This window comes from Saprospiraceae bacterium (assembly GCA_016709995.1).
In the GTDB taxonomy this organism is placed as follows: domain Bacteria; phylum Bacteroidota; class Bacteroidia; order Chitinophagales; family Saprospiraceae; genus JADJLQ01.
Genome location: JADJLQ010000001.1, coordinates 476015 through 488624, shown reverse-complemented (window position 1 = coordinate 488624; position 12610 = coordinate 476015). Strand labels below are relative to the sequence as shown.

The window sequence follows — 12610 nt, the reverse complement described above, 5'->3', positions numbered from 1 at the left end:
AAAAAATAGCTCTTTGAACTATTCAAAAATGTTTCTGCAAATACCACACCCTCCGATAGGTCCATAGTTTGTCCATTCCTTTTAAACAGTCTATTTAATGGGTTTAGATTTTCCCTTATAGATCATCACACCGCAGGTAGCATGCCTTAACACAGATTCCGCTACACTGCCCATCAGTACCCGATTGATACCTCTTCTTCCATGAGATCCCATGATGATCAGGTCGGCTTTAAATTCTTTGGCCTTATCCAGGATAGCTTGAGCAGCATCCATTTTATCACTTATCTCATATTGAACATCCAGGAATGGGTGATCTTTTTCCAATATTTCGGCTAAAGATTTCATTTTGACCTCTACTTCGGCTTTTGTCTTCTCAAAATAATCGTCTAAAACTATATTTGACATCCCTGTCAATGTCCAGTCGTAAAAATTGGGCCTTGGCAAGACATAAATGAGGTGAAATGCAGCAGCATATTTTTCAGCTAACTGTGTGCCTATCTCCAATGCTTCGTCAGAAATATCTGAGAAATCCACAGGGCAAATAATTTTTTTAATGCGTTTCATAATTAGTGTTTATATGATTGATTGAAATACAAAAATGGCAAGTGTATAAGGGGTACTAAATGATGTAAAAAAGCCTAAAAACTGATTGTGGTCATATTTATCAAGTCCAGAATTTTTAAAAATCAGCCTTACCATGATAAGATCCTGGTATGACCATAATTAAACTTCAAACTATTGCCCTACACTTGTAAAGAAATAGTATATTTGCAGCGCTTTTCATCACTGACTCGCTGAAAGTCATTGATTATCAAGGAGCTCGGGAAATAGTTCAGCCCGGTAGAATGCCTGCTTTGGGAGCAGGAGGCCGCAGGTTCGAATCCTGTTTTCCCGACTGAAAGCGAGGTGCTTGGATTTAAATTCAAGCACCTTTTTTTATGAAATACTATGTATACATATTATATGCTGAAGCTCATGACAAATATTATATTGGTCAAACTCAGGATGTTGCTGCCAGATTAAAAAGGCATAATGATGGTATCGAGACATATTCTAAAAAATTTGCTCCATGGATCTTGATTTGGTGTACCGAGAAATCCACCAGGTCTGAATCAGTAATTCTTGAATCAAAACTCAAAAATCTTTCAAAAGAAAGAATTCGAGCTTTCATTGAGAAATACACTTAACCGGGTAAATTCGAATGCTTACGATCCGAAGGATGTAAGCATGCTGACCGAAGCGTCAGCATCCTGTTTTCCCGACTGAAAGCGAGGTGCTTGGATTTAAATTCAAGCACCTTTTTTTATGAAATATTATGTATACATATTATATGCTGAAGCTCATGACAAATATTATATTGGTCAAACTCAGGATGTTGCTGCCAGATTAAAAAGGCATAATGATGGTATCGAGACATATTCTAAAAAATTTGCTCCATGGATCTTGATTTGGTGTACCGAGAAATCCACCAGGTCTGAATCAGTAATTCTTGAATCAAAACTCAAAATCTTTCAAAAGAAAGAATTCGAGCTTTCATTGAGAAATACACTTAATCGGGTAAATTCGAATGCTTACGATCCGAAGGATGTAAGCATGCTGACCGAAGCGTCAGCATCCTGTTTTCCCGACTGAAAGCGAGGTGCTTGGATTTAAATTCAAGCACCTTTTTTTATGAAATTATTATGCCAGCTCAGGGATGAGATTTCTTTTTTCAACAGTTTTATAATCACGTTCGGTATATCCGGTATAAATCTGCCTCGGCCTTGCGATGGGTTCTTTATTCTCTATCATCTCCTTCCATTGTGCGATCCATCCCGGCATTCTGCCCAAAGCAAATAAAACTGTAAACATATCAGTAGGTATGCCGATGGCCCTGTAGAGAATACCTGAATAAAAATCTACATTGGGATATAATTTCTTTTCAATAAAATAACTATCTGTCAAGGCGACTTCTTCCAATGATTTGGCAATGTCCAGGAGCGGATCCTGAATACCCAATTCATTCAAAACATCATCACAAGCTTGCTTTAGTATTTTTGCCCTGGGGTCAAAATTTTTGTACACACGGTGTCCAAATCCCATAAGCCGGAATGAACTACTTTTGTCTTTGGCTTTTTCCACCCAATCGCTCACTTTTCCTCCTCCCTGGTGAATCATTTCCAACATTTCTATGACTGCCTGGTTAGCTCCTCCATGCAAAGGTCCCCAGAGTGCACAGATACCTGCAGAAATTCCTGGATATAAAGTCGTCTGTGATGAGCCCGCAAGTCTGACCGTAGAAGTAGAACAATTTTGCTCATGATCTGCATGCAATATCAACAGTTTATCCAAAGCTCTGACCACAGTCTCATTGATCATATATTCCTCAGTTGGTTGCCCAAACATCATATATAGAAAATTAGAGATATAATTCAATCTGTTTTTGGGATACATCGTAGGAAAGCCAAGTGATTTTTTGTACGACCAGGCAGCTATAGTAGATGTTTTAGCTATAAGCCTTTGAATAGTATTATCCACTTCAACTTTACTCATACCTGACTTTTGGGTCTCAGGATAAAAAGTAGACAAGGCGGAGGTCATAGACGCCAACACTCCCATTGGGTGAGCTTTACCAGGAAATCCTTCATAAAACTTCTTCATATCCTCATGAATCAAACTGTGGTGCGTAATACCAGATACAAAGCCTTTCAATTCTTCTTTAGATGGCAGCTCGCCATAAATGAGAAGATAGGCTACTTCCAGAAAAGTAGAATTTTCTGCTAATTGTTCTATCGGATACCCCCTATATCGCAAAATACCTTTTTCTCCATCCAGAAATGTAATGGCACTTTTAGTAGATCCGGTATTTTTATATCCGGTGTCCAGGGTGATCAACCCAGTATCCCCCCTCAACTTTGCAATATCGATCGCTTTTTCATGTTCCGTGCCTTCAATCAATGGCATTTCATGTGTGATTCCGTCAAATACTAATTTTATTGTTTCCATGATACAGGTTTTATATTATTTTAAAATCTTCCAATTAACTAAATTTAACCTAACAATAGTGCGCTTTTGAATTCAGAATTAAAATGACCAATTTCATTAAGCAAAATGACTAAGATCACTTCAAAAATCATTCAGCATGCCACAACCGGAACTGACTAGCATTTTAAACTCAACTTGCCAGTGATTCTGATTAAGGATAAAACAAAAAAGCCGGTAACAATCTTTGGATCATTACCGGCGCAAATTTTTACCCACTTAACTATTAATCTTCTTAGCTATAAGTCCTGTCATGGGACCTCCTTTCGTCCCAGTCTTTAGTAGGTGCAAAATAGGTTGTATCGGAAGCGTGAAGGTGTTTCTTTACTTCCTCATCAACCAATTCTATACCCAAACCAGGTGCTGTCAGCGGAACAGGAGCATACCCTTTATCGATCAATTTTCTACCATCGGTAGTTTTGACCAATCCTTCCCACCAGGGCAAATCGACAGAGTGATGCTCCAATGCAAGGAAATTTTGTGTTGCAGCAGCACAATGTACGTTGGCCATGAAGGACACCGGTGTACCAGCCTGATGCATGGCCATGGCGATACCTTTCTCTTCAGCATAATCACCAATACGCTTGGTCTCTAACAATCCACCTGAAGTAGCTAAATCAGGGTGAATGATATCCACTGCATGTCCATCGATTATTGGTTTAAAATTCTCCAATAGATAGATGTCTTCACCTGTAAGCAATGGTGTATCCAATGCATTCGAAATAGTCTTAAGTTGTTCAGTATATTGCCATGGCACCGTATCTTCTAACCAGGCCAGCCTATATTTTTCCAATGTTTTACCCAATCGAATAATATTATTTAGATCAAAATGACCATAGTGGTCTGTAGAAAGTGGAATCTCATAACCTACCATACTTCTCACTCGCTCTACGATCATGCCTAATGCTTCTAAGCCCTTTTCTGTTATTTGAATACCAGTAAATGGATGCTGTGTGTTGGCATAAGACATATAACCACCTTGAAATTGGTTGGAACCCTGCTTAAGCACATTCGCATTGATCAGAGCGCCGGGGATATCTTTAATTTCATTTATTGATACATCCATTTTCAACCAGGAATACCCTTGCTCTTCGGTACGATATTTTATTAATTTTAACTGTTCTTCAGGACTTTTTGCTTCCGGTGTATCGGCATAAATCCTTATGGAATCTCTGTATCTCCCCCCCAACAACTGCCATGCCGGTACATTATATGCTTTTCCGCATAGGTCCCATAAAGCCATTTCTACGCCACATACTCCACCAGCTTGTCGGGCAGGTCCACCAAACTGCTTGACGATCTTAAATATTTTTTCAACATTACATGGATTCTCACCCAGTATTCGACTCTTCAACATGAGCGCGTATCGCGGATCAGCGCCATCCCGCACTTCACCTAATCCATAGATCCCTTGATTAGTATCTATTCTGATGATCGCTGTACGGCCCAATACTGTGGTCACACAATATCGCAAATCAGTGATTTTTAAATCCGAAGGGGCAGAAGCTTTCTGAACCTTTGAAGTCGTCTGTGCAATTGTATCCTCAAAAGTCAAGCCTAACAGGCTGGTCATTGCGATTCCACCGAGTGCTGTTTTTTTGAGAAAACTGCGTCGATTGTCGCTGGTAGTAGGATGATCAATCTCAGCTTGCCTGGCTTTGGCAGCCTGAGCTTCGCGTTCTTTGTTTTTAGTGGCAATTTGTTGAATAATACTTTTCATAAAATCCTTTTTATTTATTCATTTTTAAATCAATTTGAAAAAATCCCTCTGTACACATTTGGTTCAACTATAATAAAATAATAGTCTATTCAAATCACCGGGACTCTTTCAAAGATCAGAATCATACAAAAACCGTTCCATACTCTAAAATGCCTTTAAAATAGGCTTTGAAAAGTCATTAAAATAATCATGGTAAACTGTCAGAGGTTGGAAAACCGACTAATTTTTAAGCGTCAATCTCCCGAATGCCCTTTAAAACCAGTCACCCTTTCGGGGGGAGCTGAATAAATCGTAAATACACTAATTTGCCGCCTTAAACCGTCTTTTTTTCGATAATTAACTAAAATCCTCAACTTTAACCTTAGAAACAATAAAATTTGAAATATGTCTAAAAATATTTGTCTTATAACCCTGGTGATACTTGGCTGTTTTGCAAGTAACTATGTATTGGCTCAGTCACTCCAACTACCCGATCCCAATGCAACCAACCTCAAGTGTAGCATTGGCCGTAAAGTAGGTGTCACAGATATTAAAATAACCTACAACTCTCCGGCAGTCAGGGGCCGCGAAGGCAGCATCTGGGGGACCAATGTAGTACCATACGGATTTACAGTTTTGGGGTTCGGCTCCAATGTCGAATCACCCTGGAGAGCTGGAGCTGACGAATGTACTACCATCGAATTTTCTACCGATGTTTCCATTCAAGGTCAAGTATTACCCGCCGGCAAATATGCTTTTTTCATTGCTGTATATCCAGACTCTTGTGTTTTAATTTTTAATAAAAACATACAGGAATGGGGCTCCTATTTTTACGACAGAGGTTTGGATGTCCTCCGAGTCAAAACGGTACAGGAAAAAAATTCCAGTAGCACTACAGAACGGCTAGAATATCGATTCGAGCATCAAACCAATCATGGAGTCATTATCAACCTCAATTGGGAGAAATGGTCGATACCAATACCCATTGAAGTGGATTACCTCGCTACTACGCTTGCTTCTATCAAGTCCCAAATGAGTGGCGGGATAGGATTTGACCCTCCAAGCTTACAGGCGGCAGCAGATTGGTGCCTGAGTAACAATGTCAATTTGGACCAGGCAACCATTTGGATTACTTCGGCTACCGATCCGAATTTAGGCGGAGTAACCAATTTTGGAGCTTTAAAAACAAAATCAGGCTTATTAAAGTTGGCTGGAAAAACCGCGGAAGCTGACCTCACCATGAACCAGGCTATCGACAATGCAACATCTATTGAGCTTCATGGCTATGGTCGTCAATTATTGGGCGAAAAGAAAATCTCCGAAGCCTTAGCCATTTTTGAAAAAAATTATAAGAAAAATGAAGGTAGATGGCCAACTGCAGTAGGCATGATGCGGGGATTATCTGCCAAAGGAAATTATCCTGAAGCATTAAAATATGCCAAAATCGCCCTAACCCAGGCTCCTGATGATGTAAACAAGAAAAATCTTGAAGCTTCCATCAAGACTTTGGCATCAGGGAAAGGGATTTGAACTCTGGAAAGTACTACCGGATTTCCCTGATTTTAATATTTCTGTAGGAGACCGCATCACCATGATCCTGAAGGAGTATATGTCCATTCGGGGCAGATCCAAATCCTTCATATCCAGCATATTTGCTTCTGGCTACCAATGCTTTGAAGATATTGCTGTTGCGTTCGTACTCCACGACTTTAAATCCATTAAGCCAATGTTGCACGATATTGTCTGGTCGGACAATGATGCGCGCTTGATTCCACTCGCCGATCTTGCGCTGAAATCTGGGATTTAGCTTGGTTGAAGGAATCAGGTCATATAAGCTGGCCATGGTTCGATTGCCCGCTGCTCCTTGCTTGGCATCCGGATGCAAGTCATCGTCCAATACCTGGTATTCCAGGCCTACGCCAGACTTGCCTTGAGAATCGTAAGCTTCATCGACAAAATACTTGACACCTGAGTTTGCTCCGGGAGTCAATTTGAAATCGAACACAAGTTCAAAGCTTCCGTATTCTTTTTTGGTTACGATGTCATTGCCTGTCTCTGAGCCATCAGATTTGGCGATCATTACATTACCATCTTTGACAGACCAGCGCTTTTGTGGAGCTGTAGTACTGTGCACGTTGCGCCAGGCATTTAGATTCTTTCCATCGAATAATAATTCCCATCCTTGATACTTTTCCTGAGATGAAAGATTATTGAGTAATAAATTGATGACAGGTACTTCATCCCAGGGTGAAGGCCTTAGGTTTTCAGTCTGAATTTTAATATTTCTCCATCGGATTTCGGTACCGGGTTTCTGATCTTTCCCAATCGCGTGTACCTGCAAGGCAATAAACCCACTCAGGGTCAGGTCATCATACAAACAAGCTATAGGTACCCCATTGACCCAGGTCCTGATCTCGGACCCAATAGCTTCAATTCTATAGACATTCCACTGATCCTTAATGAATGCAGACCTGGCTTTAAGGTTGATATCCGGGATATACAACCAATCTCTTCGTGCTTCATCATAAATACCACCTGACCAGGCTCTGTCCGAAGGATCTATCTCCATTTGGTAACCATGGACTCTATAATCTTTATAATCGGCTTTGGATAAACTTCTGAATTGGATACCGGAATTCATACTGTTGTCTACTTTCAACTCTAGTTCCAGAATAAAATCGCCATAGTCCTTTTCAGTGGCCAGGAAGGAATTAGGGGTATTGGCTACTGTAGTACCTATGATTTCTCCATTTTCGACTCTATAATCTGCTTTACCATTAAGCTGTTTCCAACCCTGGAGTGATATCCCGTCAAATAGTGGAGTCCAGGACTGAGCTTGAGTGCCTGAGTAACCTATGAAACCGAGAAATACAATAAAAATGATTTGTCTGCACATTGTTGAATATATTTAAAAAACAAAGCCCCAGTGATCCTGAGGCTTTGATAAAGTTACCATTAAATTTTATGTTTGAGCAAACTCAAATACTTTTTAATAACCGGTATTTTGTGGAAAAACCCCAGCATCTGAACGGTCAATTTGTGTTTGAGGTATAGGCCTTACGTTATGTTTATCAGAAATAGCAGAAGCCTGAGGGTTGTATTTTTTTACCCTGTCTACCAAAATGCCCCATCGCTTCAAGTCCAGCCAGCGCATTTGCTCACCTGCCAGCTCACGAGCCCGCTCTTCAACCAAAAAATCAAAAGTCATCTGGGCCTCGGTGATTTTCATGGCATCAGCCTTGCCAGGATTTGCAGCTCGCACCCGAACAGCATTGATGGCATCTGTGGCTTCTTTTATCTTATTTACTTTTAATAAAGCTTCAGAATACATCAAATAGACATCAGCCAATCTCCAAACAAAAAAATCTCTGGTACCACGTTCTTCCGTTTTGTCGGCACGTTTGGTATCAAAAAACTTTTGCAAGGTAGGAAATAAGGCTTCACTATAAGCGCTGGGTACCAATACCTGATATGGCTTGGTAGCCCTTTCCTCTTTGCTCATTTCATACCCCGGTATCCATATAGTAGTATCCCCAGATTTAAAATTAAGTTTGGTCTTTGAATTGTCAAAAGAAGCATTGAGGTTAGAACCTGGAAGATTGCTCAACCAAACCGTTCTAAATGTTTTATTGTATCGTGAATCATTTACCCGATCAGCAAATACCGTATTTAAACAATATGAGGTGGGTCGCAATCTCTTAAAAGGACGACCGTAGAACACATCTCGCTGCATACCTGGCTGCACATCATATTGCATTCCAAAAAATAAGTGGAGGTTGTTACCGCCATTCGCAGCACCGGTATTATTGGTCGTATTTGCCAATTGATCGGTAGTGTATTGTACAGCAAAAACTATTTCTGAATTGACTTGGTTATTTTCATCAAAAACCTTGGCAAAATCATCTAATAATTTGAACCCATATTTACTGATAATGCCTGAACACAGGTCTGCTGCTTTTTGGAAATCATCTGCAGCTTTAGCTGGTCCATATGCTTTTGCCAGGTAGACTTTGGCCAATAATGTTTCTGCTGAAGCTTTGGTAGCCCGACCATAATCAGCAGAATGAGCTTTGTTTTCAAGATCAGCTATTGCTTCATTACAGTCTTTGATGATTGCAGCATATATGTCTGCGTCTGATGCACGTGAAGTAGCTTTGGTGGGAGCTAATGTTTCTGAGAGTCTTAGCTCTACACCGCCATACTGTTCATGCAAAATATAATAATAATGCGCACGTAAAAATTTTGCTTCAGCTACTCTTAGCTTTTTGACTGCATCGGACAATCCAGTAACTTCAGGAGCTCTTTCTATGATAGCATTACAGGTATTTATGCCACGATACAGCTCATCCCAAACATTGATAATGTAATCAACCGTAGGTTGTAGTTGTGCATCATAAAAGTGAAAACCCTTATAACCACCATCTGCTCCAGTAGCATAAATGTCTGTACCATACTCCGTCATGGTCAATCCCTGTTGAGTGCCATAAAAAAACCTTAAAGAAGAATAAGCAGCTCTAACAGCATCCTCAAAGCCTTTTGCAGTATTGATGTAGTCATTGCCAATAGCAGATACCACCGTTTCCTTAAGTATATCTTTACTGCAGGAGAAGAAGGTGACCATTAAACAAGCCAAAAAGCTTGCTTTCAATTTGTTTTTAAATGAATTTTTCATCTTTGAATTCAATTTTTTAAATTAAAATTTGAAATTAAAACCGGCAGTAATTACTCTGGTCGCCGGGGTGATTCCATTATTTACAGCAGTTGTTCCGGTAGCGGAGCTGGTGATGGTGGCTTCTGGATCGACACCATTATATTTACTTCTAAACTTAGACCAAATAAAAGGTTGTTGAATGCTGGTGAAAACACGAACTGATTCAGCTTTCCACTTTTTAGTGAGGGTCGAAGGCAGGGTGTACCCCAGATTGATGTTTCTTAGTTTAATAAAGCTTCCATCAAAATAGATAATAGCTGTGTTTAGTACAGGAAATTCCTGGTTGCTTTTTGGGCGAGGGAATTCATTGGTAGGATTATTTGGGGTCCAATAATCAACTTTGATTTGCTGATAGCGACCAGCCAATGCGTTGTTGTTTTGATGAAATCCTGATACAATCTCTTGTCCAATACTGGCATAAAAGAAGAAACTCAGATCAATTCCCTTATAACTAAATCGATTAGTTAAGCCTGCCTGGAAATCAGGAATATCGCTTCCCAAAATCACCCTGTCAGAGGCATTGATTTTACCATCACCATTTGTATCCTGAACTTTTATCTGTCCGACCTCAGAACCAAACGATTTGGCAAGATCAGCTTCATTAGTTTGCCAGATTCCGATTTTTTTATAATCAAAATATGTATTAAGTGGTTGACCAATAAACCAGCGATTTCCAAGATCATCGACTTTACCATTATACAGTTCTACGATTGCCTCTGTATTTTTGGTAAAAGATAAGTCAGTAGTCCATCTAAAGTTATTGGTATTGATATTTGTTGAACTCAAATTGAGCTCAATACCTTTATTCCTGGTGTGACCAACATTGCGAGTCACAGCATTAAATCCCGTAGAACCCGGCAAAAAATCCGATAAGAGCAGAGATTTAGTGTCAGTTTGATAAAATTCAATAGAACCTTGTAGTTTTCCTTTAAATAATGAATAATCGATACCTATATTAGCTGTTGCTGAGGACTCCCATCGCAAATCAGGATTTCCTATTGTATTTGGTCTGTAACCATAGGCGGATGAATTGCCAAATGCATAAGTAGTACGGTTTAACAATCCTTGAGTTTGGTAAGGAGACACCCCTTGATTTCCAACCTCACCCCAACCTGCTCTGATTTTTAACAAATCCACCCAATTCACAGACTTCATAAAAGGTTCGTGCGAAAGGTTCCATCCCAAAGCTATCCCGGGAAAGTTACCATATTTAGTGTTTTCGCCGAATCGGCTGGAACCGTCTCGTCGCAGTGTAAGCGTCATTAAATATTTGTCATCAAAATCATAATTAATACGACCCATGTAAGAGTTGATGGTCCACTCTGTCAGATTTGAACCAATAGACTGCACAGCACCTGCAGATCCAAGGCTATAAAATTGCTGTGCCTCAGCAGGAACAGCAGTTACAGAAGAATTGTAGGATTCAAAACGATCTTTTTGAATGGATTGAAGTCCAGTGAAACTGAAGTTATGTTTACCATATGATTTAGTATAGGACAAAATGTTTTCTAAAGTCCAATCGAATCCAAAATTGTTTGCATTAGCCGCTTGAGCATCTCCCAGTTTACGGGCATTTGTAGCACTTCCTATAAATCTTCCATAGCGCTCCAGCGTAAAATCAGGACCAAAATTGACCCGATATTTTAGGCCATCTAATATTTGAGCCTCACCGTATAAAGAATTGAATATACGATAAGTCTTGCGGTTATCCACTTGCGCACCATCTATGATTTCAAACAGCGGATTCGTAAGCAAAGCATCATTGGTCGGTGAGAATCTAAGACTGCCATCATCATTATAAGGACTACCTAATGGGTTTTGAGTAATGGTAAAAGAATATGGGTTGAGGCTTTCACCATTTCTGTCGGAAAACATCATATAAGATGAAAGACCTACTTTGATCACTTTGTTGATGTCGTGATCAATATTAGCTCTTAAAGAATACCTGGAATAATCAAGACCCTTCGTGACTCCCTTATCCTGGAAAAAACCAGCAGAAAGATAGAAAGCAGTTTTATCATTACCACCCTGTACTCCAATAGTATGGTTCTGCATCAAGCCAGCCTTTAATATCAGGTCCTGGTAGTTGGTATTACGATTGGCAGCGATACCAGCGGCCACTTCAGGATCTCCACCAAGTACAGCTACCTTAGAATCTGCCACAGGATCAGCTACCCCTGTAGGTACCGGATTGCCTGCAGCATCTTTGTATCCGCCTGTAGCTCTATATGCTTCTCTTACATATTCTGCAAATTCAGGACCAGAGAAAAGCTTAATTTTGTCCAATGCATCAGATCGGCCTACATAAGTATCCAGCGTAACCGTAGTTTTACCCTTAGTCGCAGAACCTCTTTTAGTAGAAACCAGAACTACTCCATTAGCACCTCTTGCTCCATAGATGGCAGTAGCAGTAGCGTCCTTCAATACTTCCAAAGATTGAATATCATTAGGGTTAATATCATCATAACCTGCAGAAAGCGGGATACCGTCTACTACGTATAAAGGATCATTGCCTGCATTAAAAGACCGACGACCTCTGATCAAGATCTTAGGTGTAGAACCAGGTTTAGAACCAGATTGAGTCACGTTTACTCCGGAAGCCCGACCGGTGAGAGCCTGAGCAAGGTTTGTAATAGGTATCTCCGAAATTTCTTTTGAGGATATCGAAGAGATGGCTCCGGTGACCTGACTTTTACGTTGGGTACCATAACCAGTGACAACGATTTCCGATATCAAAGTTGCATCTTCAGCCATATTGACATCCAGCCGATCAGCACTGCCTACAGCCACCTCCTGGGTGACAAATCCAATATAACTAAACATCAATACTGATTGGTTATTCACTCCTGAGAGCGTATAATTGCCATCAAAATCTGTAACGGTACCTGCAGAAGTGTTTTTAATCGTCACGCTTACTCCGGGTAGGCCTGCCCCTGTAGCATCAAGGACAGAGCCTGAGACTGTCCTGGTTTGTGCAAAAGTTTGAATGTATAGGGCGCACAGTATCCCAATACATAAGAGAGCTTTTTTAATCATACATTTAAAAGTTTTAATTAATCAGAAAAATTTTCCGAGTCGAAAATAGCAAATCATATAGAAAAATCAATGGGTTTATCTGTTTTTTGTCATTTAAATTCTAAAACAGGTTAAATCTATATTAAAGAATTAAAATATATAAA

9 protein-coding genes and 1 tRNA gene are annotated in these 12610 nt (G+C 40.0%); 4 read left to right on the top strand and 6 right to left on the bottom strand.

Going from position 1 to position 12610, the window contains the following annotated elements:
* Window positions 1–90 precede the first annotated feature (90 nt).
* A complete protein-coding gene (locus IPJ09_02065) occupies window positions 91–564 on the bottom strand; it encodes a universal stress protein (GenBank protein ID MBK7370228.1) in 474 nt (157 codons plus the stop codon).
* A 257-nt stretch (window positions 565–821) separates the two neighbouring features.
* Between IPJ09_02065 and IPJ09_02060 the strand changes: the two genes are divergently transcribed.
* The 3 genes from IPJ09_02060 (at window position 822) to IPJ09_02050 (ending at window position 1632) form a co-directional block, all read left to right on the top strand.
* A tRNA-Pro gene (locus tag IPJ09_02060) sits at window positions 822–895 on the top strand.
* Between the two features lie 43 nt (window positions 896–938).
* The gene (locus IPJ09_02055; GenBank protein MBK7370227.1) at window positions 939–1187 is read left to right on the top strand and encodes a GIY-YIG nuclease family protein; all 249 of its coding nucleotides are present in this window, start codon (window positions 939–941) and stop codon (window positions 1185–1187) included.
* A 118-nt stretch (window positions 1188–1305) separates the two neighbouring features.
* The gene (locus IPJ09_02050; GenBank protein MBK7370226.1) at window positions 1306–1632 is read left to right on the top strand and encodes a GIY-YIG nuclease family protein; all 327 of its coding nucleotides are present in this window, start codon (window positions 1306–1308) and stop codon (window positions 1630–1632) included.
* A 48-nt stretch (window positions 1633–1680) separates the two neighbouring features.
* On the opposite strand, the gene IPJ09_02045 is transcribed toward IPJ09_02050, so the two are convergent.
* Window positions 1681–2985, bottom strand: coding sequence for a citrate synthase (locus IPJ09_02045; protein MBK7370225.1), 1305 nt, complete (start codon window positions 2983–2985; stop codon window positions 1681–1683).
* Between the two features lie 271 nt (window positions 2986–3256).
* Window positions 3257–4741 (bottom strand): mandelate racemase/muconate lactonizing enzyme family protein, encoded by a 1485-nt coding sequence (locus IPJ09_02040; GenBank protein MBK7370224.1) that lies wholly within the window; start codon window positions 4739–4741, stop codon window positions 3257–3259.
* Window positions 4742–5125: 384 nt separating this feature from the next.
* On the opposite strand from IPJ09_02040, the gene IPJ09_02035 reads away from it, so the two are divergent.
* Window positions 5126–6250, top strand: coding sequence for a DUF2911 domain-containing protein (locus IPJ09_02035; protein MBK7370223.1), 1125 nt, complete (start codon window positions 5126–5128; stop codon window positions 6248–6250).
* 13 nt (window positions 6251–6263) lie between these two features.
* Here the strand turns inward: IPJ09_02035 and IPJ09_02030 are convergent, their stop codons facing one another.
* The 3 genes from IPJ09_02030 to IPJ09_02020 form a co-directional block, all read right to left on the bottom strand.
* A complete protein-coding gene (locus tag IPJ09_02030) occupies window positions 6264–7616 on the bottom strand; it encodes a DUF1080 domain-containing protein (protein ID MBK7370222.1) in 1353 nt (450 codons plus the stop codon).
* Window positions 7617–7709: 93 nt separating this feature from the next.
* Window positions 7710–9392, bottom strand: a complete 1683-nt coding sequence (locus IPJ09_02025; GenBank protein MBK7370221.1) for a RagB/SusD family nutrient uptake outer membrane protein — start codon at window positions 9390–9392, stop codon at window positions 7710–7712.
* Window positions 9393–9413: 21 nt separating this feature from the next.
* On the bottom strand, window positions 9414–12467 hold the full coding sequence (locus IPJ09_02020; GenBank protein MBK7370220.1) for a TonB-dependent receptor: 3054 nt from the start codon (window positions 12465–12467) through the stop codon (window positions 9414–9416).
* Window positions 12468–12610: the final 143 nt, after the last annotated feature.